The organism is Streptomyces sp. NBC_00193 (assembly GCF_026342735.1).
Classification (GTDB): domain Bacteria; phylum Actinomycetota; class Actinomycetes; order Streptomycetales; family Streptomycetaceae; genus Streptomyces; species Streptomyces stoeckheimensis.
The window spans coordinates 633,550-657,522 of record NZ_JAPEMM010000002.1; the positions used below are offsets into that span (position 1 = coordinate 633,550).

General features: G+C 74.3%; 19 protein-coding genes. 7 read left to right on the plus strand and 12 right to left on the minus strand.

Features of this window, described 5'->3' with window-relative positions:
• Positions 1 to 35 precede the first annotated feature (35 nt).
• Both OG898_RS30960 and OG898_RS30965 read right to left on the minus strand, forming a co-directional pair.
• Positions 36 to 1,394 carry a hypothetical protein gene (locus OG898_RS30960; RefSeq protein ID WP_266961425.1) on the minus strand — a complete coding sequence of 453 codons (1,359 nt, stop codon included), beginning with the start codon at positions 1,392 to 1,394 and terminating at the stop codon, positions 36 to 38.
• Between the two features lie 194 nt (positions 1,395 to 1,588).
• A complete protein-coding gene (locus OG898_RS30965; RefSeq protein WP_250737959.1) occupies positions 1,589 to 2,365 on the minus strand; it encodes an NAD(P)H-dependent oxidoreductase in 777 nt (258 codons plus the stop codon).
• 137 nt (positions 2,366 to 2,502) lie between these two features.
• Between OG898_RS30965 and OG898_RS30970 the strand changes: the two genes are divergently transcribed.
• Positions 2,503 to 3,387: a helix-turn-helix transcriptional regulator gene (locus OG898_RS30970; protein ID WP_266961428.1), complete on the plus strand. Its 885-nt coding sequence runs from the start codon at positions 2,503 to 2,505 to the stop codon at positions 3,385 to 3,387.
• Positions 3,388 to 3,429: 42 nt separating this feature from the next.
• On the opposite strand, the gene OG898_RS30975 is transcribed toward OG898_RS30970, so the two are convergent.
• Positions 3,430 to 4,158 (minus strand): FadR/GntR family transcriptional regulator, encoded by a 729-nt coding sequence (locus OG898_RS30975; RefSeq protein WP_250737962.1) that lies wholly within the window; start codon positions 4,156 to 4,158, stop codon positions 3,430 to 3,432.
• A gap of 151 nt (positions 4,159 to 4,309) precedes the next feature.
• Here OG898_RS30975 and OG898_RS30980 point away from each other — a divergent pair, with 151 nt between their 5' ends.
• Positions 4,310 to 4,825, plus strand: a complete 516-nt coding sequence (locus OG898_RS30980; RefSeq protein ID WP_250737964.1) for a gluconokinase — start codon at positions 4,310 to 4,312, stop codon at positions 4,823 to 4,825.
• Between the two features lie 105 nt (positions 4,826 to 4,930).
• The gene (locus tag OG898_RS30985) at positions 4,931 to 6,328 is read left to right on the plus strand and encodes a gluconate:H+ symporter (protein WP_266961432.1); all 1,398 of its coding nucleotides are present in this window, start codon (positions 4,931 to 4,933) and stop codon (positions 6,326 to 6,328) included.
• Between the two features lie 20 nt (positions 6,329 to 6,348).
• On the opposite strand, the gene OG898_RS30990 is transcribed toward OG898_RS30985, so the two are convergent.
• From OG898_RS30990 to OG898_RS31020, 7 genes are all read right to left on the minus strand, one after another.
• Positions 6,349 to 6,633 carry a hypothetical protein gene (locus tag OG898_RS30990; protein ID WP_250737970.1) on the minus strand — a complete coding sequence of 95 codons (285 nt, stop codon included), beginning with the start codon at positions 6,631 to 6,633 and terminating at the stop codon, positions 6,349 to 6,351.
• Positions 6,630 to 7,787, minus strand: coding sequence for a hypothetical protein (locus tag OG898_RS30995; RefSeq protein WP_266961435.1), 1,158 nt, complete (start codon positions 7,785 to 7,787; stop codon positions 6,630 to 6,632). The genes OG898_RS30990 and OG898_RS30995 overlap by 4 nt, the downstream gene beginning before the upstream one ends.
• Before the next feature lie 88 nt (positions 7,788 to 7,875).
• A complete protein-coding gene (locus OG898_RS31000; RefSeq protein ID WP_266961437.1) occupies positions 7,876 to 9,120 on the minus strand; it encodes a cytochrome P450 in 1,245 nt (414 codons plus the stop codon).
• A 187-nt stretch (positions 9,121 to 9,307) separates the two neighbouring features.
• Positions 9,308 to 9,871 carry a protein phosphatase gene (locus OG898_RS31005; RefSeq protein WP_266961439.1) on the minus strand — a complete coding sequence of 188 codons (564 nt, stop codon included), beginning with the start codon at positions 9,869 to 9,871 and terminating at the stop codon, positions 9,308 to 9,310.
• A 52-nt stretch (positions 9,872 to 9,923) separates the two neighbouring features.
• Entirely contained in the window at positions 9,924 to 10,760 is an 837-nt protein-coding gene (locus OG898_RS31010; RefSeq protein WP_266961441.1) for a hypothetical protein, read from the minus strand.
• 90 nt (positions 10,761 to 10,850) lie between these two features.
• Positions 10,851 to 11,771, minus strand: coding sequence for a DUF4436 family protein (locus OG898_RS31015; protein ID WP_266961443.1), 921 nt, complete (start codon positions 11,769 to 11,771; stop codon positions 10,851 to 10,853).
• Positions 11,768 to 12,931 carry an agmatine/peptidylarginine deiminase gene (locus OG898_RS31020; protein WP_266961445.1) on the minus strand — a complete coding sequence of 388 codons (1,164 nt, stop codon included), beginning with the start codon at positions 12,929 to 12,931 and terminating at the stop codon, positions 11,768 to 11,770. Before OG898_RS31020 ends, OG898_RS31015 begins: the two co-directional genes overlap by 4 nt.
• Positions 12,932 to 13,194: 263 nt before the next feature.
• Between OG898_RS31020 and OG898_RS31025 the strand changes: the two genes are divergently transcribed.
• Together OG898_RS31025 and OG898_RS31030 are read left to right on the plus strand one after the other, a co-directional pair.
• Complete coding sequence (locus OG898_RS31025; protein ID WP_266961447.1) at positions 13,195 to 14,919, plus strand: serine/threonine-protein kinase; 1,725 nt, start codon at positions 13,195 to 13,197, stop codon at positions 14,917 to 14,919.
• 60 nt (positions 14,920 to 14,979) lie between these two features.
• Entirely contained in the window at positions 14,980 to 15,711 is a 732-nt protein-coding gene (locus tag OG898_RS31030; RefSeq protein WP_250737988.1) for an ATP-grasp domain-containing protein, read from the plus strand.
• Between the two features lie 102 nt (positions 15,712 to 15,813).
• Here OG898_RS31030 and OG898_RS31035 read toward each other — a convergent pair whose 3' ends face one another.
• Positions 15,814 to 19,398, minus strand: a complete 3,585-nt coding sequence (locus tag OG898_RS31035) for a S8 family serine peptidase (RefSeq protein WP_266961448.1) — start codon at positions 19,396 to 19,398, stop codon at positions 15,814 to 15,816.
• A gap of 163 nt (positions 19,399 to 19,561) precedes the next feature.
• Between OG898_RS31035 and OG898_RS31040 the strand changes: the two genes are divergently transcribed.
• A complete protein-coding gene (locus OG898_RS31040) occupies positions 19,562 to 21,046 on the plus strand; it encodes an MFS transporter (protein ID WP_266961450.1) in 1,485 nt (494 codons plus the stop codon).
• Positions 21,047 to 21,067: 21 nt separating this feature from the next.
• Here OG898_RS31040 and OG898_RS31045 read toward each other — a convergent pair whose 3' ends face one another.
• Entirely contained in the window at positions 21,068 to 23,164 is a 2,097-nt protein-coding gene (locus tag OG898_RS31045; RefSeq protein WP_266961452.1) for a glycosyl hydrolase family 28-related protein, read from the minus strand.
• A 137-nt stretch (positions 23,165 to 23,301) separates the two neighbouring features.
• Between OG898_RS31045 and OG898_RS31050 the strand changes: the two genes are divergently transcribed.
• Positions 23,302 to 23,958 carry a DUF6629 family protein gene (locus OG898_RS31050; RefSeq protein ID WP_266961454.1) on the plus strand — a complete coding sequence of 219 codons (657 nt, stop codon included), beginning with the start codon at positions 23,302 to 23,304 and terminating at the stop codon, positions 23,956 to 23,958.
• Positions 23,959 to 23,973 lie beyond the last annotated feature (15 nt).

Sequence of the window (23,973 nt, forward strand, 5' to 3'; positions counted from 1 at the left end):
GCTCCGGGCCGGTCACCCCCGGGCGGGGTCCCGGGTCAGCGCGCCGGAGGCGGGGGCGGGACCGTTCCGGGCTGTGGATGCACGGGCGCCCAGGGTGCGTCGCAGGTGACGGCACGCCCGTTGGTCCCGCAGTGGGTGTGGTAAAGCGTGCCCGTCTTGGTGATGGCCTTGACCTTCACGTCGTTGCCGTTGATGGCCAGGGCCACCGTGCAGACGTCGGCGGGGTAGCCGGTGACCGGTGCCACGGTGAGGTCGGTCCAGCTGAAGTCGCCCCACTGGCCCGCCATATCGCGGGTGCGGCGGCCGAGGTAGGTCTTGCCGTCCTTGAGGACGAGCGCGAACTCCTCGGAGTTGTTGGGCATCTGGTTGTCCACCGAGGCGCAGGGCCCGAACGGGCCGGGCACCCCCGGCGGTCCCGCCGGACCCAGCGGGCCGAGCGGCCCGGTGGCGCCGGTCGGGCCCGGGGCGCCCTGCCGCCCGGGCGGTCCCGCGAACCCCTGCGGGCCCGCGGTGCCGGGAAGCCCGGGCAGCCCCTGCGCGCCCGCCGGCCCGGCCGGACCCGCGGGCCCCTGCTGCCCCTGCGGCCCGGCCGCCCCGACGTCCCCGGTCCGCCCGGCGTCCCCCTTGGGACCCGGATCCCCCTTGCGCCCGACGGCCCCCTGGTCCCCCTTGGGCCCGGCGACCCCCTTCTCGCCCTGCTCTCCGCGGGCGCCCGGCAGTCCGGCATCACCCTTGGCGCCGGCGGCCCCCTTCTCGCCCGGCTCGCCCTTGAGCCCGGGGGGCCCGGCATCGCCCTTGGCACCCGTGTTCCCCTTCCCACCGGGCTCGCCCCTGGGACCCGGCGGGCCCGCATCGCCCTTGGGTCCGGAGCCGCCCTTCTCGCCCTTCGCCCCCTTCGGCCCCCGTGGCCCCTGCGGCCCGGCCGGAGCCGGGCACGGGTGCCCGGCCTCGGGGACCGCTTCGGCGCGCTGCCGCCCGCAGTTGGCGTCGGGCCCGCCGGGGCCCGACCCCGGGGCGCCGACGGCCCGCAGCGACTGCGGAGCGCTCACCGCACCCGCGGCCGGGTCCGCGTGCGGGGCAGTCCCCTCGTGCGCGCCGACCCCACCGACGGATTCACCCGTCGCAGCCGCCACATCGACGCCTCCGACCGCCCGCCCCCCAAAGCCAGGCACACCCCCCTGGACCGTGCCCCTCTCGGACTCGGGCACCGCGCCCCGCCCGAGCCCCGGCTCCGCGCCGCCGCCCGAGGCCTGCGCACCGCCCTCGACGGCCGACACCGCACCACCGCCGGAGGCCACCGCCGGGACCGTGAATCCGCCCAGTGCCACGGCCACCGGCAGTACCAGGCCGCCGGCCAGCCGGGCCCTTCGTCCGGTTCTTGCTGTGGAAGACATGCGAGTACCCCTTCGCCGCACGGAAATGGTCGTCTGCTCCGGCCGAAGCGAGGGGGAGCATCTCCCGGAAGGAGGTCCGACGAAGATCAAAAACGCTCATGCCGCCGCAGCGTCAACGAGTTGGTCCAACGACACGCGGTGCCCGTACGCCGGACGGCGGGGGCACCCGGCCCAGTCCACCCGGCGGCCGGCGGTCACCGCACGTGCAGCCCGAAACCCCCGCGTCCCGCGGGCTCCAGCCCCTCCTTCAGGTGCAGCGAGGGGATCTCGTAGTCGCCGAAGTTCTGCTGCCGGAAGGCGATGGGCTCGGTCGACTCCAGGGTCAGCAGGCGTTCCACCCACGCCTTGGCCACGTCCGCGTAGTCCTCGCCGCTCATCCGGTCGGTGCCGTACAGCACGAACGGCGGCAGCGGCTCGATGCCTGGGTAGTAGAGGATCCCGTGGTGGATCGGGAACAGCAGGTCGTCGATGGGGCCGTTGATCCCGCGCGCCGCGTAGTGCGACTCCGGGCCGCCGGCGGTCACAGACAGCAGGGCCCTGCGGCCCGCGAGGGTGCCTTCGCCGAAGCGCTCGCCGTACTTGGTGTCACTGTGCTCGCCGACTCCGTACGCGAAGCGGTAGGTGAACACCCGGTCCACCCAGCCCTTGAGGATCGCGGGCATCGAGTACCACCACAGCGGGAACTGGAAGATGATCGTGTCGGCCCACAGCAGGTTCTCCTGCTCGGCGAGCACGTCCGGGGTGAGCGCCCCGGCGTCGAAGGCCCGGCCCGAGTCCAGGGCGACCTTCAGCGGGCTCGACGCGTGCGGGCCGTAGTCCTCGGCGTCCACGACCGCCTTCCAGTTCATGGCGTACAGATCGCTCACCCGCACCTCGTGCCCGGCGCCCTCCAGCGTGGACACCGCCAGGTCCTTCAGCGAGCTGTTGAGCGACTGCGGCTCGGGGTGGGCGTAGACGATCAGCGTCTTCACGGGAACTCCTCGGGTTCGGATGCCTCGATCCTGGGCCCCGCGGCGCCCGCTGTTCAGGGGCGCGCCTTCCGTCTGACCGGACTTCCTGGTACCGGCAGGGCCACCCTCGGGGGCGCCGCCGCGGCCATACTGGGCCCATGGACGATCTTGCGGGCTTCCTGCGGACCCGGCGCGCACGGGTCGACCCGGCGGCCGTCGGCATACCCACCGGCAGCCGCCGCCGGGTCGAGGGCCTGCGCCGCGAAGAGGTCGCTCACCTGTCCGGTGTCAGCGTCGACTACTACGTGCGCCTGGAACAGGGCCGCGCGACCCAGCCGTCCGAGCAGGTCCTCGACGCGCTCGCCCGCGTCCTCGGGCTCGACGAGACCGAGCGGGAGCACCTCTACCGGCTCGCGCGGCAGCGCCGCCGCCGCGCGAAGGCGCCGGGCGGGAGGATCCGTCCGGAAGTGCTGCGCGTCCTCGATCTCGTCGCCGGCGCGCCCGCGCTGATCATGGACCACCGCCTGAACGTGCTCGCCTCGAACGGCCTCGCCGGGCTCCTCTTCGGCCGGCCGGTGCCGGGCCTGAACATCGCCCGGAACCTCTTCCTGGAGGAAGGCGAGCACGGCCTCTACGCGGAGTGGGAACACTGCACCCTCGACGTGGTCGGGCACCTGCGCCTGGCCGCCGGCCAGTACCCCGACGATCCCGGCCTGGCCTCGCTGATCGGCGAACTGGCCATGGGCAGCGAGCGCTTCCGCCGGCTGTGGGCCCGCGCGGACGTGCGCGCCCGCACCCACGGACGCAAGACGTACCGGCACCCGCTGGTCGGGCTGCTGGAACTGCACCAGGAGAACTTCGCGCTGCCCGGCGAATCGGGCATGGAGCTGCTGGTGCTGTCCGCGGCCCCCGGCAGCCCCGCCGAGGACGGGCTGCGCCTGCTCGCGAGCCTGGGAGCGGACGGCGCCGGCGGCGCGGACGGCGCGCACGGCTCCGACCGCTCCGACGCGCATCCCCCGGTGAACGCCCGGGTCCACGACTAGCCCTCCGGGACCCGCCTGCCGGACCCGGACCGGACCGGCGTCCTACGGTGCGAGCACGTCCAGTTCCTCCAGCGCGCCCACCGCGATCTGCCGCGTCAGCGCCTCCGCGGCCACCGCATCCCCCTCCCGCACGGCCTCGGCCACCCGCACGTGCAGGGTGACGGCCGCCGGGTCGGGGTCGTGGAACATCACCGCGTGCCGGGTGCGCCCGGTCAGGACCTCGGCGACGACGTCGCCGAGCCGCGCGAACATCTCGTTGCCGGAGGCGTTGAGCACGATCCGGTGGAAGGCGATGTCGTGGTGGAGGTACCCGTCGAGCTGGTGGCCGCGTGAGGTGCGGACCATGCCCAGGGCCGCCTCGGTGAGATCGGCGCACTGCTCCGGGGTGGCCCGGAGCGCCGCGAGTCCGGCCGCGACCGGTTCGACGGCCGAGCGCAGCACGGTGAGGGAACGCAGCTGGCGTGGGCGGTCCGCGCCGGCGAGGCGCCAGCGGATGACGCGCGGGTCGTAGACGTTCCACTCCTCGGTGGGGCGGACGGTGACACCGACCCGGCGGCGGGACTCGACCAGCTGCATCGATTCCAGTACGCGGACCACCTCGCGGACCACGGTCCGCGAGGCGCCGAAGCGTTCGGCGATCTCGTCGGTGCGCAGCACGCTGCCGGGTGGGTGCTCCCCCGCCGTGATCGCCAGACCGAGTGTGTCCAGTACGTGGGAGTGGAGCCCTTGGCCGCCCGGCCCGTCCGGTCCGCCCGGCCCTTCAGTGGTCATGGCGTAAGCGTACGGTGACGCCCAGAGGGACAAAAGATGTGACGTTTTACCGAGGAACCCTTGAATAAGTACTACGTAATGCGTTTCAGTGGTGCACAGGCCTTCCGGGCCGATGTCAACGAGGACAAGAACGACGAGAACGAGGTGCGCGATGACGCGCGTCATTGTGGTGATGGGCGTGGCCGGGACGGGAAAGACGACCGTGGGCCGGCTGCTCGCCGACGCGCTCGCCCTCCCCTACGCGGAGGGTGACGCCTTCCACCCGGCGGCCAACGTCGCCAAGATGTCCGCCGGCATCCCCCTGGACGACATGGACCGCCGGCCCTGGCTGGACTCGATCGGCGAGTGGATGCGCAACCGGGCCGGTGCCGGCGGCGGGGTCGTCTCCGCCTCCTCCCTCAAGCGGGCCTACCGGGACCGGCTCCGGGCCGTCGCGCCCGACACGGTCTTCGTCCACCTCACCGGCGACCGGCCGCTGATCGAGGAGCGCATGGCCGCGCGCAAGGGGCACTTCATGCCCACCACGCTGCTGGATTCGCAGTTCGCCGCCCTGGAGCCGCTCCAAAGCGACGAACTGGGCGTCCTCGTCGACGTGTCCGGAACCCCGGAGGAGATCACCGCACGGGCCCTGGCCGCGCTGCGCCGCCTCCGGGCCCCGGCCGCGTAACCGCACGGGCCCCAACCCCGGCCCCTGCTAAGCGCCTTGCCCACTGCCCCCCCTGCCCCCTGCCCCTGCCCCTGCCCCGTACGCAAGAACGAAGGAACCGTCACCGTGACCAGTCTCAGCGTCGAGACTCTGGCAGCGGCCGCCACCGAGCCGATCACCTCGGCCGGCAACACCCAGCTGGGGATAGCCGTCCTCGCGGGCATCGCCGTCATCGTCCTGCTCATCACCCGCCTCAAGCTGCACGCCTTCCTGGCGCTGACGCTCGGCTCGCTCGCCCTCGGGGTGTTCGCCGGCGCTCCCCTGGCCAAGACCGTGTCGAGCTTCACGGCCGGGCTCGGCTCCACCGTCGCGGGCGTCGGCGTACTCATCGCGCTCGGCGCCATCCTCGGGAAGCTGCTCGCCGACTCGGGCGGCGCGGACGAGATCGTGGACACCATCCTGGCCCGCGCCAAGGGCCGGGCCATGCCGTGGGCGATGGTGCTGATCGCCTCGGTGATCGGCCTCCCGCTCTTCTTCGAGGTCGGCATCGTGCTGCTGATCCCGGTGGTCCTGCTGGTGGCCAAGCGGGGCAACTACTCGCTCATGCGGATCGGCATCCCCGCGCTGGCCGGCCTGTCCGTGATGCACGGGCTGATCCCGCCACACCCCGGGCCGCTGGTCGCCATCGACGCCCTGCACGCCAACCTCGGCCTCACCCTCGCGCTCGGCGTGCTCGTCGCCCTCCCGACCGTCGTCATCGCGGGTCCGCTGTTCTCCCGCTACGCGGCCCGGTGGGTGGACATCCCGGCGCCCGAGCACATGGTCCCGCAGCGGCCCTCGGCGGAGCTGGAGCACCGCCCGCGCTTCGCGGCGACGGTCTTCACCGTGCTGCTGCCCGTGGTCCTGATGCTGATGAAGGCCCTGGTCGACATCGTGGTCGACGACCCGGCCGACGCGGTCCAGCGGGTCACCGACGTGGCGGGCTCACCCCTGATCGCGCTGCTCGCGGCGGTGCTCGTGGGCATGTTCACCCTCGGCCGGGCGGCCGGCTTCACCAAGGCGCGGCTGTCCGTGACGGTGGAGAAGTCGCTGGCCCCGATCGCGGGCATCCTGCTGATCGTGGGTGCGGGCGGCGGTTTCAAGGCGACGCTGATCGACGTGGGCGTCGGCCAGATGATCATGGACCTGTCCGAGAACTGGGCGATACCCACCCTCCTGCTGGCCTGGCTCATCGCGGTCGCCATCCGCCTGGCGACCGGCTCGGCCACGGTCGCCACCATCTCGGCGGCCGGTCTGGTCGCCCCGCTCGCGGCGGGCATGTCCTCCACGGAGACCGCCCTGCTGGTGCTCGCCATCGGAGCCGGGTCGCTGTTCTTCAGCCACGTCAACGACGCCGGGTTCTGGCTCGTGAAGGAGTACTTCGGCATGACGGTCGGCCAGACCCTCAAGACCTGGTCGGTGATGGAGACCATCATCTCGGTGGTCGGCCTGGCCTTCGTCCTGCTGCTGTCACTGATCCTCTGACCTCCCGCCGGGTCAGCCGGTCAGCGGACCCTCCGGTGCCTGCCCCGCGTCCCCTCCCGGGATCCGGGGCAGGCCAGTTGGGCCGCCGCCAGGTCGAAGCCGCCCGCCGCAGTGGCGCAGCGCTCGGCCAGGGACTCCACCTCGGCGCGGAAGGCGTCGCCCCCCGGGCCCTGCCAGCGCAGGTCCCCGGCGGCCCGGCGCAGCCGCTCGGCGTGCGAACGCAGGGCGGCCGAGTGGGCGCGCAGGCCCTCGGCCGGGGCCGGACGGGTCTCGGACCGGGGCGCGGGCCCGGCGGTGTCCGTCACTGGGGCCGCCCCGGAACGTAGACGTCGGGGTGGCCGGGCAGCCGTACGAGGTGGCTTCCGGTGACCCGGCCCCCGAAGGCGGCGAGGGCCGCCGCCGGACCCGGCTCGGGGCCGGAGCCCACCCAGGTGACCCGGTACACGGTGGTGAACTCCCGGCTCCCGGCGAGCCGTCCGGCCGTCCGGGCGCCCGGACCGTGGCCGAGCAGGGCGAGTTCGGTCCCGGACGGCACGAGGCGGCGTACGGTCGCGGCCACGTCCCGGACGTGCGCGGCCGGATCCTCGTACGGGGCATCCGCGCGGCCGGACTCCGTTGGTGGTCCGGCGAGTTGCAGCACGCACCGCTCGACCCCGTCCGGTCCGACGACCTGCTGGAGCAGGACCGCGCCGGGGGATCCGCCGATCCGGTCGGCATTGCCCCGGTACCCGGCCGGGGTGCCGGTGGTGTCCAGTTCGGCGAGGAGGCGGCTCCCCGGCTCGGAGCAGGCGGGCCCCCGGTCGAAGAAGGCCCGCAGGGCGGCGCCGATCCCGAGGAGCGGCTCGGCGGCCACGGCCCTGCCGGTGGCGACCTGCCAGCCGGCGTGGTCGTTGAACGGGTTGTCGTCGGTCAGCGCGTTCCAGGCCAGGATGTCGGCGAAGGAGGGGTTCAGCAGCGCGAAGGCGGGCCCCTCGCCGCGTCGGCGCACGAGCTCGCGGAACGCCCGGGCGGCGTCCGCCTGCCGGTCCTCCTCCACCGCGAGGAACACCTCGGCGGCGTCCGGGTCCGCCGACCTCGCCGGGTTACGGGTGCTCTCGGCCCGGATCCGGCCCTTGAGGCCGCACACCGCGAGGCTGACGGCGAGGCTCTCCCGGCCGGTGAAGACCCCCGCGAGCCACCCGGCCCGCGCCACGCCCCGCCCCCGCGCGGCCCAGCCGAGTCCGGCCGGGTCGGTGAGGGCGCGCAGCAGCGTACGCCAGGCCGCGCGGCGGCGGCTGCCGAGGCCCAGCGCGGTGACCGGGAGCCGGGAGCCGAGGGCGAGCCGGGAGGCGTAGTGGGCGGCTTCGCCGACGGCGTCGGCCGCCTCGGCCAGCTCCCGGCACAGGGCGCCCAGTTGGTCGGCGTCCGGGTCGGTGGGCGCGGAGGTCGCGGAGGTCCCGGGGGTCGCGGCGTCGGACATGGATTCCTCGTCGGGTCGGATGAACGTCGGGCAGGACGGGGCGGGGCGAACGGGTCGGCAGACAGCGCGGACAGGGCCGGTGGTGGGGTCAGCGGCGGGTCAGGCGCAGGCGGATGCCTTGCGGATCCAGGGCCGCGGGGAGCGGGCCGAGGGGGTCGAGCAGGGGCCGGACGGGCCGGACCCGGTGTCCGCGCAGCACCTCCGCGCAGAGCGCCGCGGTGACCAGCAGGCCGAGCTGTTCACCGGGGCAGCGTCCGCCCGCATGGCTGAACGGGGCCATCCGGACGTCCCGGTCCGCTTCGCGCGAGGCCCACCGGCCGGGTACGAAGACGTGCGCGGCGGGCACGTGTTCGGGGTCGCGCTGGTGGAACAGCACGGGCAGCACCACGCAGGTCCCGGCGGGATGCCGCACGCCCCGCCATTCGGTTTCGGCCCGGGTGATCCGTATCAGGTCGGGCACGGCCGGGTAGAGGCGCAGCGATTCCCTGACGCAGGCCCGCAGCCGGGGCAACGCCCCCTGGGCGGCGCCCTGCGCCCATCCGGCGGCCCGGGCCTCGGCGGCGACGGCGTCCTGTTCGGCCGGGTGGGCGCCGAGGAGCAGCAGGGTGCGCAGCAGGACGCCGGGGACGAGGTCGAAGGCCGCCAGCCACTGGCGGACCTGCCCGACCGGGTCCGGCCCGGCCGGCCCGCAGAAGGGCTCCGCGTGGCGGCGGGCCCGCCCGATGAGGGTGTGCGGCTCCGCGAGGTCGGCGTACGCGGCGATGCGCGCGCCGGCCCGCTCGTGGAAACGCCCGAGCCGGCGGCCGAGTTCCGCGTCCTCGGCGGCCGCGTCGCCGAGGACGATGCGCCGGGCCGCGCGGGCCACGGAGTGCCGGACGCGGGCGAGTTCGAGGGAGCCGCCGGCCGTCAGGCGCCGCGCCTCGTCGGCGAGGACCGAGAGGAACGCCCCGCACGAGGGGTGCACCGCCAGCCCCGCGGCGAGCACGGAGTCGTCGACCGCCCGCCGCTCGTCGCGGAGCCCGGCGTGGGCGCAGCCGTCCGTGCCGGCGGCGGCCCGGCCGAGGGAGCCGACGGGTTCGGCGTAGAACTGCCGGATGTCCTGCGGATCGAGGATGAGCAGGACGGTGCCGGTCAGCCCCCGTACGAGCACGGGCGCCCCGCCGTGCCGGTCGCGCAGCGCCCGCAGGGTGGCGGCGGACCAGCGGGGCCGGTCCGGGCCCGCGTGCCCGCGCGCCGCACGGGGGCGGGCGCTCACGAAGCCCCGTACCAGTGCGGGCAGGGTGTGGGCGGCGGCGAACCGGGCGCTCTCTCCGCGCCCCGCCCGCGCCGTCATACGGGTGCCTCCGCGGCCGGGGCCGGTGGCGTGCGCGCACCGCGGGCGGTCTCGTGAGCCGTACGCATTGGTGTACCTCCGCGCAGCCTGCAGTCGACGTTCGGTGATCTCGCGCTCACCGTACGTCGACCGTCCCGGCTCCGCGCTCCGAGGACCACGAGGGGGGTACGCGAGGCCCACGGGCGGGCTACGGACGGAACGGCGCGCCCGGTTCGGGATCGGGACCGCGATCGAGGCCGGAGGCAGGGTCGAGGTCGACCAGCAGTGCGGCGATCTCCGGGCCGGCGGCGAGGTAGTCCGTGAAGGTCTCGTTGTACAGGGCCCAGGGGGAGCGTCCGCGGCGGACGAGGCCGATGGCGGCGGCCGGCGCGAGGCCGCCCTCCACGAGGCACTGGGCGACGACCAGGCCGGAGCGGTTGTAGCCGGAATGGCAGCGCACCAGGATCCGCCGTCCGGAGTCGAGGGCGCGACGGGCGGCGCCGGCGAGCCGGAGGACGGTGCGCAGCTGCGCGCCGGTGAGCGGGGCGTCGGGCAACTCGCCGACCAGGTGTTCCACGCGGGGGTCGGGGCCGTGGCCGGGGCGGGTGAAGAGGCTGATGACGAGGTCGAACTCGGCTCCGACGACGACCGGGCGCAGCTCCCCCGCCGGGTCGGTCCAGTAGTGGCCGCCCATCCACAGGCCGGGGGCGATCTCGTCCCAGGGACTCTGCGGACCGGGTACGTCACGGTCCTTCTGCCGGGTCTTCTTCATCGAACTCCGAAGATACCTCCGGAGACGCAATGGCGTTCCCCCGGAGGGGAGTTCAGGCGAAGACCGCTTCGCGGAAGGCGGTGCGGAGCGGGGCCGACGGGGTGGTGGGGAGGAGGGTCGCCCAGCGCCGCCCGCGCGGGGAGATCCACAGGGCCGGGCCGTCGCCGTGGGACCAGGATCCGTGCGCGCCGGGGTGCCAGAGGAGGCCCCGGGCGGGCAGGAGTTCGCCGGTGCGGATGCGCAGGGACTGCTCGGTCCAGGCCCGGCTGACGGGTCCGCCCGCCGGGGCGAGGAGGTGACTCAGGAACCGGCCGAGGTCGGCGGCGGACGCGCGCAGGGTCCCGTCGGCGGCGATACCCGTACGGGTCATGCCGAGCGGCCCCCAGATCCGGTCGGCGGCGAACCCCGCGAGGGGGCTGCCGCACAGCCGCTCGGCGAGCCCGGTGAGCGCGGGCGACACCCCGGATCCGTGGGTGAGCAGCTGGTGCGCGGTGGTTCCGGCTGGCAGGCCGTCGCCCGCCCCGTAGGCGGTGAGCGGGGTGTGCAGGGCCAGCTCCCCCGCGTCCACGAGCATCCCGATGACGGGCCAGACGACCAGCACACCCGCCAGTGCGCCGACATCGGCTGCGCCGACGCACCCACCGGCCCGCCCTCCGGGCCCGGCGACGGGGCCGGGCTCGAATCCGCCAGCGGCCCCGGCCCCGGCCTCGACCACCGCGTACGGCCCCTCGGGGCCCCCGATCGCCCAGCCGGCCCCCGGGTCCGCGTCGCGGACGAGGGACCCGATCCGGTCGGCGCGGCCGACCGGCGTGTGCTGCGTGAGAGGCTCGGGCCGCTCGGGCCGCTCGGGCCGCTCGGCCTGCTCGGCCCGGTCGCTCTGAAGCGTCATGGTCAGCCACGGTACGGCGCCCGCCGCGGCCGGCCCAGCGCGTCGCGCGCTCCGGCCGCGGCGGGCCACCCGAATGCCCGGTGAGCCCCGTCAGGCCCGGCCCGGCCCGACCAGCCCCTCCGCCCCCTCCGCCCCCTCCGCCCCCTCCGCCGGAGGCTCCCGCTCCGCGCGGATGCCCGCGACCACCACGGTGATCAGGCAGAACGCGATGAGGATCTCCGCCCAGAGGAAGGCGAGGTAGTCGAGCAGACAGCCGATCGGCGGTGTGCCCGGGGCGGTGTTGCGGAAGGCCGCCAGGGCGAACAGGGTGGCGGCCATCCAGCCGAGGGCGGGCCAGGTGAGCCCCTTGCGGCGGGTGACGAGGAACCAGCCGCCGATCAGGACGGACACGGCGAGCGCCCACATCGCGATCATCATGAACACCGCGAACACGAGCACGCTGTTGGAGCGGGCCAGCCCGATGTCGAGGACGGCCGCGCCGTCGTCCGCCGTCGAGGCCTCCACCGTGGCCGCGAAGAGCACGTCGTTGTTGGAGAACAGGACCCGCACCGGAACCTTCTCGTGGCCCAGGACGGCCGCGAACTGCACGTCCGCCCCGTAGGCGTCGAAGGGGTAGTCCGTGATGGAGCCGCCCGTCAGGGCCACCGGCACGTCCAGGGTGGAGATGCGCTGGTGGGCCTTGAAGGTCAGGTCGCCGCGGGTGGCCGTCGAGGTCTGGAGGGTGAGGTCGTCGGCCGGAGCGATCCCGCCGCCCTCGGCCAGCGCCCCGCGGGGCGTGACCAGGACCCGCAGCACCAGTTCGCGCCCGGCGGCGTCGACGCGCTGGATCGTCGCCTCGACGTCCACCCGGTCCGGATCGGCCCGTCCCGCGGTGTGGACGGTGTCCTGGGCCTGGCGTTCGCCGAACTGCAGCCAGGCCCCGACGCCGACCGCCGCCACGATCGCCAGCAGGAGCAGACCCGGGAGCAGCGCGAAGCGCCGCCCGGACGGGCGGCGCCGCACTGCGCTCACGCGGCGGGCTTGCCGGGCTGGTCGTGGGTCGAGCAGTGGATGCCGCCGCCGCCCGAGGCGATCGTGTCGATCGCGACGGGCACGATGTCCCGCTTGGGGAAGTGCTCCTGCAGGATGCCGCGGGCCCGGTCGTCGGCCTGGCGGTCCCCGAACTTCGGCATGAAGACGGAGTCGTTGGCCACGTAGAAGTTGGCGTAGGTCGACACGAAGTCGTCGCCCTCGCCCGTGATCTTGTCCAGGTCGGGCTGCGGCAGGTCGATGATCTCGAACTTCCGGCCGCGGGCGTCCGTGGCCTTCGACAGGACCGCCTTCGCCTGGTCGGCCGAGCGGGACCAGGAGTCCTTCGGGGTGTTCGGGTGGGCGCGGTCCAGCAGGACGACGCCGGGGGCCGCGAACCGTACGAGGCTGTCCACGTGGGCGTCGGTGATGTCCTCGCCGCGTACGCCGGCCAGCCAGACCACCGTCTCCACGCCGAGGGTCTGCTTGAGCTCGGCCTCGATCTGGTCCCGGCTCTTCCCGCGGTTGCGGTTGTCGTTGACGATCGAGCTCTCGGTGATCAGCAGGGTGCCCTCGCCGTCCGTCTCGAAGGAGCCGCCCTCGGCCACCAGCGGAGCCTGGACCCGGGGGATGCCGTACTTCTGGAGCAGGAGGCGCCCGACCTGGCCGTCGTTCTTGTGCTCCTGCTTGTTGCCCCAGCCGTTGAAGTTGAAGTCGACGCCGATGACCTTGCCCTCCTCCTCGACGAAGACGGGAACGGTGTCGCGGGCCCACAGGTCGTCCACGGCGAGCGGGATCACCTCGACCTCGGAGCCGCAGGCCTTCTGCGCCGCGGCCACCTGCTCGGGCCGGGCCATCATGACGACCTCCTCGTACCCCCCGACGGCCCGGGCGATCCGCGCGATGTCCTCGCGCACGTACTTCAGGTCCTCCATCCAGACCGCGTCCAGGGCCGGCCAGGCCATGAAGGTGCGGGTGTGGCTCTCCCACTCGGCACCGAGCCGGCGCTTGGCCCCGGCCGGGGACGGCGAGGTGGAGCCCTCGGGGGCATTCGAGCGCGGGGCGCTCTGCGAGGGGCCGCAGGCGGCGGCTCCGAAGGCCACCGCGCCGATCCCGGCGAAGGTGCGGAGGACGGTCCGGCGCGTGGGGGGCAGGTGGGACACGGGAGGACTCCGATCAAAGGCTGGCGGGACGACTGCATCCGGCCAGGACGGGCACGGGGCACGGCACGGGCCGACGGTCCCCGGGCCCCTGAGACAAGGGTGCGCCCTCCGTCCGCGAAGGGCCGTCACGCGGAGCGGATGGTGCGGGCACGTGTCGCCCACTCTGGCACTGACTGAAAATTCAGTCAATTCATGGCACGATGCGCGCAGGCCCCTGCCGCATCGCAGGGCATCTTGCCCCGCACCGTTGAAAGAGCCACCGCATGTCCGAGCAGCACTCCGGCGCACAGCCGACCCGTACGGAACTGTCCGCAGACGATCCCGACGAGATCGGCGGCTACCGCCTGCACGCCCGGCTCGGCTCCGGCGGCATGGGCGTGGTCTACCTGGCCCATACGCCCGGCGGCCGCCCCATCGCGCTGAAGGCCGTCCGCAGGGAGCTGGCCTCCGATCCCGAATTCCGCCGGCGGTTCGCCCAGGAGGTGGCCAGCGCCCGCCGGATCCACGGCCTGTTCACGGCCCAGGTGATCGACTCCGGGGTCGAGGACCCCACGCCGTGGCTCGCCACCGCGTACGTGTCCGGCCCCTCCCTGCACGAGGTCGTACGGCGCCACGGGCCGCTGCCGGCCCGCACCGTCCTGCTGCTGCTCGCGGGCATAGCCGAGGCGCTCCAGGCCATCCACGGGGCGGGCGTGGTCCACCGCGACCTGAAACCGGCCAACGTCCTGCTCGCGGAGGACGGCCCCCGGGTGATCGACTTCGGCATCGCCCGCGCGGCCGACGCCGCCGCGCTCACCGGTACGGGGCTGCGGATCGGCACGGCGGCGTTCATGGCGCCCGAGCAGGCCCTCGGCCATCCGGCGACCCCGGCGACCGACGTCTTCGCGCTCGGGACCCTGGCCGCGTACGTCGCCTGCGGGATCGCGCCCTTCGGGAACGGGCCGGAATCCAGCGCCCTCTACCGGGTCGTCCACGAGCATCCCGACCTCACCCGGGTGCCGCACGAGCTGTACGGACTCGTCTCGTGGTGCCTCGCGAAGCGTCCCGAGGACCGTCCGCAGCCGACCCAGCTGATCGCCTCCGTGCGGGCGCACCCCCTGGTGTGCGGGCGGCCGGAGTTCACCGACGGCTGGCTGCCCCGGCAGGTCCGGGAGGAGCTCGGGGGCGGGGCCGCGGCCGGGGGCGACACCGCCTGGCCGGCTCCTCCGACGTTCCGGGCCACCAGGACGGCCACCGCGCTTCCGGGCCCGGCGGTCGGCGCCCCGGCCTCCCCCGGCCCCGGCACGGACCCCGGCGCCTGGCCCGGCGGCGGGACACCGGTGCCGGCACCGGCACAGGCCTCGGCACATGCCCCGGCCCCGGCCCCCGCACCGGCATCCGTCCCCGGGCAGGGCCGCGGCAGATCCGCCCGCGGACGCCGGCTTCCGGTGCTGCCGGCCCTCATCGCGGCCGGCGCCCTGCTGGCCGGCGCCGGAGCCGTGTACTACCTGGACGACCCCGCGGGCGGGGACCAGACCGCCGGCAGCCCCGTCACCACCCCCACCGGCCCCACGGCCTCCGCGCCCGCCACGGCCGCCCCGTCCGCCCCTGCCGACCCGGCCGCCTCGTACCGGCCCGGCTACACGAAGGCCCGGCTCACCGCCCCCGACTCCGGGTACGAGTTCGACCTGAAGGCCGGGAAGGTGGTGCCCGCGGAGACGGCCGCCTGGTACCTGGCGCGCGACGGCCAGGCCCTGGTCCCCTCCGAGGAGTCGGACTCCTTCGTGTCCGACGCCTCAGGGCCCGGCTCCGGGGAGCTGACGGTGGCCGCCTGCCTCGGCGGCATCGAGACCCGTCCGACCGCCGCCCTGCCGCTCACCGCACTCGCGAAGGCCCGGCCGTTCTGCGTGCGCAGCCCGGACCGGAGCGAGGTCGCGATCGTGCGCCTGGTCGAGGCCCCGGACGACGAATCCGTCACGGTCCTGGTGGACCTGTACCGCCGGAGCTGATGCCCCCTCCGGCTCCGAAACCCGGATGACGCCGGCCCGGGCCTTCGGCAGGATCTCCGCATGACCCTGCTGCTCCCGCCCCGTGTCACCCCGTCCGCCGCCCGGCTCCGGGAAGCGGCGCACGCGCGCGGGCTGGCGACCGTACAGCTGGAGGGCTTCGCCGTGCCCGAGGGGCTGCGGGCCGGGCATCTGCACGCCGGACCGCGGTTCGCCGATGCCGTGGCCCCCGGGCTCGGGATCGGTCTGCTGGAGGCCCCGTCCGACTGGCTGGCGCGGCTGCCCCGGGAGTTCACCGGGCGGGAGGTCCGGCTGATGCCGATCCGTGAGGCGTACGGGCTGCGCAGGCCCGTCTTCGTGAAGTCGCCGAACGACAAGGAGATCCCGGCACTCGTCTACGCCGACGGCTCCCGCCTGCCGGGCCCGGACGCGGTGGATCCGGGGACGGAGGTGCTGGTCAGCGACGTGGTCCGGTTCACGGCGGAGTACCGCGTGTTCCTGCTCGACGGGACCGTGCACACGGCGAGCCGTTACGCCGAGGACGGCCGCCTCAGCCTGGGCCCGGCCTCGGCCGGCGCCCTCGCCTTCGCGGCCGGACTGCCCTTCTCCACCCTCCCGTCCGCGATCGTGGTCGACGTGGGCCTCGCGGGCGGCCGCTGGTCGGTGATCGAGGCCAATGCCGCGTGGGCCAGCGGTACGTACGTCTGCGACCCGGATCGCGCCCTGGACGTGGCCCTGCGCGCGGCGGCCCCGCTCCCTTCCTTCGCCGACCGCGACCGGAGGTTCCTCCGGTGAGCACCGGGGCCTGACGGCACTGGGCGGGGCGCCCGGAGGCGCCCCGCCCGTCGTGCTGTCGCCGGAGGTCAGGTCGTGCTGGAGGTCAGGTCGTGCCGGAGGTCAGCCCTTGTCGGGCCGGTCCGTCACGCGCAGGGAGTTCAGCAGGGGTTTGCCGAAGCCGGTGTGGGTGACGAAGCGGACGTTCAGGGTGCCGTCCGTGACCGTGACCGTGTAGGTGCGGGTCAGGGCCGCGTACGAGCCCGCCTCCAGGGCGATGTCCAGGGAGGGCAGTACCTGGGTGCCCTCCGCCAGGACGTCGAAGACGCGCTTGTTCGGCTTGGTGGAGGAGAGCTCCGCGAAGCCCAGTTCCACGGTGTAGGTGCCGTTGGGGACGTTGTCGAAGCGGTACTCGTACATGCCCTCGCGGGCGTTGCGGAAGAGCTTCTGGTCGTCCGTGCCCGTGATCGTGCGGCTGGTGGACTGGGTCGAAGCGTTGCCCTGGTAGCCGTACGAGCCCGTCGTGTACTTGCGGTCCGGGGACCAGCCGTCGCCCAGTGCGTCCGTGCTCGCGCTCGTGGATCCGGCGTCCAGGGCGACCTGGTAGCGCGGGACGACGAGCTTGACGGGGACGGTCAGCACCGGGGTACGGCCGCTGGCCGAGGTGATCTTCAGGTCGGCCGTGAGGACGGTGCCCGGGGTCAGGCCCGTGGTGTCCACGGACAGGGTGAGCGGGGCCTTCCCGCCCGTCGGGAGGTCCCCGGAGCCCGGGGTCACGGTCAGCCAGGCCGCGTCCTCGGCCGCCGTGAAGGCCGTACCGAGACCGGGGTTGGTGAGGTCGAGGGTGCGAGTCCGCTTCTGGCCCGGGGGCAGGACGATCTCCACCGCCGGCTTGGCCGGGGTCACCTTTCCGGTGCGCAGGGACCGGTTCACCACCGTGACGTCGGCCGCCTTGACGTCCACGGTCGCCGCCACCGGCTCGTACTGGGCCGCGGTCAGCCCGAGTTCCTTTGCGCCCGCGGCGCTCTGGACCACGTACCCGCCGTCGGCCGCCGTGACGGCGGAGACGGCCGTGGCGCCCGTGCCGATGGTCACGGTGGCTCCGGCGACGCCGTTGCCGTCGTTCGCGTCGAGCACCCGGCCCGCCACCACACCGCTCTTGGTGGTGCGGAAGGCGATGGACAGGCCGTCCGTGATGACCGGCGTGTTGAAGGAGTACTTGAAGGCGTCGGTGCCGGTCGCGTTCTCCACGCCGACCGTGGCGGTGGAGCCGGCCTTGATGCCGGTGCCGCCGGTGCCCTTGTAGGAGTACCGCACGGTGCCGTCCTCGCCGACCGCCGCGGAGAAGGAGAACTTGTCGGACTGCGCCGACCAGTGCGAGACCTCGCGCCACTCGATGACGTAACTGCGGTGCGGCGCCGTGCCGGTGACCGAGGTGAAGACGCCGGAGCCGCTGCCGGCGGCGCCGACCACCAGGTCGTCCCAGAAGGGGTAGAGCGCCGCGTTGGGCGTGGCCGCGCTCGGGATGTCCCCGTTGATGTCGCCGGTGTTGTTCCCGCCGAAGCTGATCGTGCCGTTCGTGCCGATCCAGGCCTGCGCGTACGTCTTGCCGTACAGCGGCAGCGGGAAGGGCAGGTCGACGCGCTCGGTGGTGTTGTCGCCGGTCAGCGCGAGCTGCCGGTCCCCGGCCTGGTACGGGCTGCCGCCCGAGGCCGCGCAGGCGTATCCGTAGCCGTCGGTGCGTTCGGGGAGGTTCACCGCGACGGTGGTGTCCCCGGCGACGGTGACCTTGGACGTGCCGCCGGTGAGGCAGCGCGAGGGGTGGGTGGCGCTCACGTCGTACGTGCCGTGCGGCAGGGTGACCTCGAAGCGGCCCTGGGCGTCGGTGGTCGCGGTCACCGGGGTGTCGGCGATGGTGACGGCGGCGGCGGCCAGCGGGCCGGAGCCCGAGGAGACCGTGCCGGTGACCTTCCCGGAGGCGGCCTGGGTGAGGGTGAGGTCGCCGGTGGCGGTGGCGTTCTCGGTGACCGTCACGGTCGCGCCCTGTTGCCCGTAGCCGAACTTGGAGGCGGTCACCGCGTAGTCGCCCACGGACAGGGAGGTGAAGCGGTACGTGCCGTCGGCCGCGGTGGTCGTCGTGCGGTCGATCGGGCCGTCCGCCACGATCTTCACGCCGGCGACCGGCTGCCCGCCGGAGGTCACGGTGCCGCCGAGGGCGCCGATCGCGCCGCGCGGCGCGGCGGTGACGGCGGCGAGCACGTCGAGCTTGCCCTCGCCGAAGACGTTGTTGTCGGCGGCGTTCCCGCCGCACTGGCCGTTGTCGGTGTCCAGTGCGGTGCCGTCGAGCAGCGCCTCGGTCTGCGCGATGTCGCCTTCGAGGGAGGGCGCGGCCGACCAGAGCAGGGCCACGGCCGCCGCGGTGTGCGGGGAGGCCATGGAGGTGCCGGAGAAGGACGCGTATCCGCCGCCGGGGACGGAGGAGCGCACGTTCACCCCGGGGGCCGCGATGTTCGGCTTGACGATTCCGCCGGGGCCCGCGCCGCGCGAGGAGAAGGAGGCGATGGCGCCGTTGATGTCGAAGGCGCCGGAGCTGTAGGAGCTCGCGTAGTCGCCGGGCGATCCGCTGGTGGCGCAGCCGGGTCCGGAGTTGCCGTTGGAGAAGGCCGGGAAGATGCCGGCGGCCCGCCAGGTGTCGACGATCTGCTGGTACCAGGTGTCTCCGCCGGGGCCGCCCCAGGAGTTGTTGACGACGTGCGGGGCCAGGTCGGGGCGCGGGTTCTGGCCGTTCAGGTCGGTCGGGGCGACGATCCACTGGCCCGCGGCGAGCAGCGAGGCCTCGGAGCAGGAGGTGGTCTCGCAGCCCTTGGCGGCGATCCACTTCGCGCGCGGGGCGACGCCGGTCTTGTTGGCGCCGCCGTCGTCGCCGACCATCGTGCCCATGGTGTGGGTGCCGTGGTCGTTGTTGTCGCAGGGGGCCGCGGTGGGGCACACCCCGGCCGGGTCGAACCAGTTGTAGTTGTGGTCGTAGGACCCGTCCGCGCCCCTGCCGCGGTACTGGGTGGCCACGGCCGGGTGGGTGTGGTCCACGCCGCTGTCGATGTTGGCGACGACGATGCCCTCACCGCGCACGCCGAGCTGGTCCCAGACCTGTGGCGCCTTGATCCGGTCGACGTTCCACTCGACGGCGTCGGCCGCCGTCTTCTCCCGGCTGCCCTCGGCGGGCTTCGCCAGGGCGATCTGGTCGTCGGCGTCGATCCGGGCGACCTCGGGGCGCTGGGCCAGGGCGGTGGCGAGCTTCTCGGTGCCGACGACGCGGACCGCGTTGACGATCCAGTACGAGGTGTACTCGGCCCGCGTGCCCTCCAGGGCCTTGATCACCTCGGTCTGGCTGCGTGCGGCCTGCTCCTTCTTGAGCCGGAGCACCGTCTCGGCCTTCGCGGCGCGGGTCGGCTGCGCGGCCGCGGCGGTGAGGTCGGCGGCGCTGTCGAGGTAGACCCAGAAGACGGCCTTCGCCGAGCCGTCGAGCTGGGCCCGGAGACTCGGCTCGATCTTGCGCTCGGCCGCTCCCGGGGTGGGGGCCGGATCGGGGGCGGCCGCGGCCACGCCTGCGCCGAGGGGCAGGAGCAGGGTCGCGGTGAGGGCGGCGAGCCCTGCGCGCAGGGCTCGTAATCGTGCTCGGGAGGATCGTCGGCTGTCGCTTTGTGCCACGTGTGGTCTCCTCGTACGCCGTGTGCAGAACGTGCGGAAAGGGTGTGCGTGACGTGCGCGGGCCATGGTGCGGGAGATGTCATGACCCGTACAAGAGTGCCTAATGAGCCGTATCGCCACCGGCCGGGTGGCCGTTCCGGGCCGCGCGGGCCAGCCTGGGGGAATGACCACCCCCGCCCCGTCCCCCGCCCCCGGGGTGCGGCTCGGTACCGCGCAGGGCCGGTGGATCGTGCTGACCACCGTGCTCGGGTCCGCCATGGCGCTGCTCGACTCGACCGTGGTCAACGTGGCCCTGCCCGCCATCGGGCGGGATCTCGGCGCGGATCTCGCGGTGCTCCAGTGGACGGTCAACGCCTACCTGCTGACCCTCGCGGGTCTGATCCTGGTCGGCGGGGCGCTCGGGGACCGGTTCGGACGTCGCCGGATCTTCGTGCTCGGGGTGGTGTGGTTCGCGGTGGGCTCCCTGCTGTGCGGGATCGCGCCGAACGCCGGGGTGCTCATCGCGGCCCGCGCCCTGCAGGGGGTCGGCGGGGCGCTGCTGACGCCCGGTTCCCTCGCGCTGATCCAGGGCTCGATCCATCCCGACGACCGGGCCCGCGCGGTGGGGCTGTGGTCGGGGTTCGGCGGGGTGGGCGCGGCCGTGGGGCCGTTCCTGGGCGGCTGGCTGGTGGACGGGCCGGGCTGGCGCTGGGTGTTCCTGCTGAACGTGCCGGTGGCCGCACTCTGTGTCCCGGTCGCGCTGCGGCACGTACCGGAATCGCGGGATCCGGCGGCGCACGGGCGGTTCGACGTGGCCGGGGCGGTGCTGGGGGCGGCCTCGCTCGCGCTGCTGACCTACGCGCTCATCGAGGCCCGGTCGGGCACCGCGCTGGTGGCGGGCGCCGCCGTGGGCGGTGTCCTGCTGGCCGGGGCGTTCGTGGTGGTCGAGCGGCGGCGGGCCGATCCTATGGTGCCCCCGGACATCTTCTCCTCGCGCCGGTTCACCGCCGTCAACCTGGTCACCCTGTGCGTGTACGCGGCCTTCGGCGGGTTCTTCTTCCTCGTGGTGCTCCAGCTCCAGGTGGTGTCCGGCTACTCCGCCCTGGGCGCCGGGGCCGCCCTGCTGCCCACCACGGCCCTGATGCTGCTGCTGTCGGCCCGGTCGGCGCAGCTCGGGGAGCGGATCGGCCCGCGGATCCCGCTGACCGTCGGGCCGCTGCTGTGCGCGGCGGGGATGCTGCTGATGCTGCGGGTGGGCCCTGAGGCCTCGTACGTACGGGACGTGCTGCCGGCGCTGCTCGTGATGGGCCTGGGCATGGCGGCCCTGGTGGCCCCGCTGACGGCGACCGTCCTGTCCTCGGTGGATCCCGGGCGGGCCGGCCTGGCCAGCGGCATCAACAACGCGGCCGCGCGCGCCGCCGGGCTCCTCGCGGTGGCCGCGCTGCCGCTGCTGGCCGGGATGGGGCCGGACGCGTACCTCTCGGCCGGCGCCTTCGACGCCGCCTTCGGGCGGGCGATGTACTGGTGCGCGGGGGTGCTCGTGGTCGGGGCGGCCGTGGCCTGGGCGACCGTACGCTCCCCCGCGCCCGGGGCCTGTCACCCGCAGTGCCGTACGAACTGCGCGGTGACCGCTCCGCCGCTCGAACCCCCGGGAGCGGCGGAGCGGTGACCCCCGCGGATCAGCCGGCCGCTACCAGGGGCTCGGCGCCGGCGGGGCGACGACCGGCGGGCGGTCGTCGCAGGTGATGGTGTTGGGCAGTTCCCAGCCGGCCAGCCAGGGTCCCGTGGTGCCGCCGCCGTCGTTGCCGCCACGGTCGAGGAGGGTGAACTCCGAGCCGGTGGCGGGGAAGTTGAAGGAGCCGCAGTTGTTGACGCCGACGGCTCCGACGTTGCGGGCGTCGACGTTCTCGAAGCTCGCCGATCCGGCCACCCGCGCGCTGACCACGGAGGTGCCGGTGCCGTCGACGCGGACGTCCTTGAAGTGGACGTTCTCGATGCGCACCTTGTCCTTCACCGGCCAGTCGCTGACCAGCATGATCGCGTTGTAGGTGCTGTCGAGGAAGGAGTTGCCGGTGACCTGGATGTCGGCCTGGTCGATGCTGCGGTCCAGGGCGTGGAACCAGATCGCGCCGAGCCCGATGTTCCAGTTCAGCTCGTACGTGCCGGAGCGCACGGTGGTGTTGCCGTCGATCCGCAGGCTGCCGGTGAAGGGTTCGGCTCCGAAGCGGGAGCCGACGTGCAGGGCGCTGCCCTCGCGGACCGGGTCGGCCACGAGGTTGGCGGTGACGGTGGTGTCGGCGCCGCCGTAGATCGCGATGCCGTTGGCCAGCGTGGGGCTCTGCACGGTGTTGTGGTCGAAGGTGTTGCGGGCGTTGGTGGTCCTCTCGGCCCACATCGCGAGGCCGTCGTCGCCCGTGTTGCGGACGAAGTTGTCCTGGACGAGGGAGTCGGTGACTCCGGTGTGGAAGTTCAGGCCGTCGGCGATCTGGTCGGTGATGACGTTGCGGGTGACCTTCACATTGCTCATCGGGCCGTCGAACCAGAGGCCGACCTTGGTGTGGTGGATGTAGAGGGAGTCGATGGTGGAGTCGCTCATCGCGCCGCCGACTCCGTTGACCTGGTCGGTGTCCACGCGTTCGCGGACGTCGCCCTCGATGGCGAAGCGGGAGAGGTGGACGCCCCGGCTGCCGCCGTCCGCGGCCTCCTTGCCGTAGAAGCCGACGCCCTTGCCCTTGACGGTGGTGTACCAGCTGCCGGCGCCGGTGAGGGTGACCCCGTCCACGATGATGTGGCGGTTGACCTGGTAGGTGCCCGGCGGCAGGTAGACCGGGAGCCGGTGGCGCTTGGCGAAGGCGATGGCCCGGTCGATGGCGTCGGCGGAGTCCCGGCGGCCCGTCGGGTCCGCGCCGAAGAGGAGGGCGTTCGCGGCGGTCGCTTCCACGTGCGGGGCGCCGACGCGCTGCGAGTCGAGCAGGTCGATCACCGTCCAGGCTGCGGGACTCCCGGCCGGGACGGTGAGACGGACCTTGTCGCCCGCCCGGTGGGTGCGGCCCAGGAGCAGGCGCTGTTCGTCGTACATGTGGGTGGGACGGAAGGGCTTGGCGATGACCGGGGCCGGGGTGGTGGCCGCCGGGACGCAGCCGCACTCGGTGATCCACCAGTCGGGGTGCAGGAGGCCGGCCTGCGGGTCGTTGCTGAAGGGGTACTGGTTGTACAGCCAGGAGTACTGCGAGGTCAGCGTCATCGAGCGGCGGTTCTTGCCGTTGACGGTGACGTCGAGCGGAGCGGTGATGCCGCCACCGGCGGGGGCGTCGGGAATGCTGTAGCGGACGGTGACGGCGTCGGCCGCCGCGGGCAGGGTGAACTCCACGTACTGGCCCGGCTCCAGCTTCACCGCCTTGCGGCCTGAGGCCTCGGCGGGCAGGGAGTACGCGGTGCGGTCGGGACCGATGACCGTGCCGGAGGTGGCGGCGTTCTCCGCCTCCTGCTCGGCGAAGTCCACCCGGGCGCCGCGGCCCTCGACCAGTGCGGGGTCGAGGGCGGCCCGGGTGACGGCCGTGGGCGCTGCGGGATCCGCGGCGGCGGGCCGGGCCTCGGCCGCGCCCGCGCCCAGGGCGCCGAGGCCGAGGGCGGACGCTGTGAGCGCCGCCAGGACGGCGGCGGCGCGTGCGGCGGCGGCCCGGGCGGGGAGGACCCGGGTGGGGACGGCTCTTGTGCTCGCTGCGCCGGCTGCTGCTCGGCTCGCGACGCGGATTGCAGCTCGACTTGCGGCTCTTCTTGGGGGCATGGCCGGGACAGTAGGACCCCGCACGGAAACACGGCAATACTCGTGCAGGATTCTTCTGTTTCTTGTCGAGTTTTTCCAATGATCCGTGACGTGGCAGACGTCTGCGCCTAGGCCTACCGTGGGATCGGGAGGGCCTCATGTGCTGGAGCGCGACGGCCGATCTGACGGCGGGCACGGTCATCACCGCCGTCGGGATCGCCTGCCTGGCCCGGACCCGCCGCCCGCGGGACCTGCCCGTCGCGGCGCTCCCGCTGATCCTGGGCGCGCACCAGCTGATCGAGGCCGCCGTCTGGCGCTCCGGCGGCGGCTGCGGCCCGGCCACGACCGCCTGGGCGGTGATCGCCCTCCCGCTGCTGCCCGCATGGGTGCCGCTCGGGGTGCTGCTCGCCGCTGCGCCCGAGCTCAGGCCCCGGCTGTGGCTGCCGGCCGCCGCCGGACTCGCCACCGGCGCGTACCTCGCGTACTGCCTGGCGACCCGTCCGGTGAGCGCCGAGATCCGCGGCCACACCCTCGGGTACGGGGTGAACGTTCCGTGGATGCCGCTGGCCCTGGCGGGCTATCTGTTCGCCACGCTCGGCGCCCTGGCCCTCTCGGGGGACCGCCGGCTGCGCCTCCTCGGCGCCCTCCTGGCGGCCGGGGCCCTCGCCTGCGCCGCCCTGTGGCGGCTGGAGTTCGCCTCCACCTGGTGCGCCTTCGCGGCGGCCGCCTCGACGCTGATCCTGGTCTGGACCGGCGGGCGCGCGCGTTCCCCTTCTGTACGCGAGGGGGCCCGGCGGGGTGCGCCGAACCTGTAACAGCGGCCCGGGCGC

What these genes read in the sequence shown, in the direction of transcription:
- OG898_RS30960 (WP_266961425.1), bottom strand. Translation starts at nt 1,394, where the DNA reads ATGTCTTCCACAGCAAGAACCGGACGAAGGGCCCGGCTGGCCGGCGGC.
- OG898_RS30970 (WP_266961428.1), top strand. Translation starts at nt 2,503, where the DNA reads ATGGACGATCTTGCGGGCTTCCTGCGGACCCGGCGCGCACGGGTCGAC.
- OG898_RS30975 (WP_250737962.1), bottom strand. Translation starts at nt 4,158, where the DNA reads ATGACCACTGAAGGGCCGGGCGGACCGGACGGGCCGGGCGGCCAAGGG.
- OG898_RS30980 (WP_250737964.1), top strand. Translation starts at nt 4,310, where the DNA reads ATGACGCGCGTCATTGTGGTGATGGGCGTGGCCGGGACGGGAAAGACG.
- OG898_RS30995 (WP_266961435.1), bottom strand. Translation starts at nt 7,787, where the DNA reads ATGTCCGACGCCGCGACCCCCGGGACCTCCGCGACCTCCGCGCCCACC.
- OG898_RS31000 (WP_266961437.1), bottom strand. Translation starts at nt 9,120, where the DNA reads ATGACGGCGCGGGCGGGGCGCGGAGAGAGCGCCCGGTTCGCCGCCGCC.
- OG898_RS31005 (WP_266961439.1), bottom strand. Translation starts at nt 9,871, where the DNA reads ATGAAGAAGACCCGGCAGAAGGACCGTGACGTACCCGGTCCGCAGAGT.
- OG898_RS31010 (WP_266961441.1), bottom strand. Translation starts at nt 10,760, where the DNA reads ATGACGCTTCAGAGCGACCGGGCCGAGCAGGCCGAGCGGCCCGAGCGG.
- OG898_RS31025 (WP_266961447.1), top strand. Translation starts at nt 13,195, where the DNA reads ATGTCCGAGCAGCACTCCGGCGCACAGCCGACCCGTACGGAACTGTCC.
- OG898_RS31030 (WP_250737988.1), top strand. Translation starts at nt 14,980, where the DNA reads ATGACCCTGCTGCTCCCGCCCCGTGTCACCCCGTCCGCCGCCCGGCTC.
- OG898_RS31040 (WP_266961450.1), top strand. Translation starts at nt 19,562, where the DNA reads ATGACCACCCCCGCCCCGTCCCCCGCCCCCGGGGTGCGGCTCGGTACC.
- OG898_RS31045 (WP_266961452.1), bottom strand. Translation starts at nt 23,164, where the DNA reads ATGCCCCCAAGAAGAGCCGCAAGTCGAGCTGCAATCCGCGTCGCGAGC.
- OG898_RS31050 (WP_266961454.1), top strand. Translation starts at nt 23,302, where the DNA reads ATGTGCTGGAGCGCGACGGCCGATCTGACGGCGGGCACGGTCATCACC.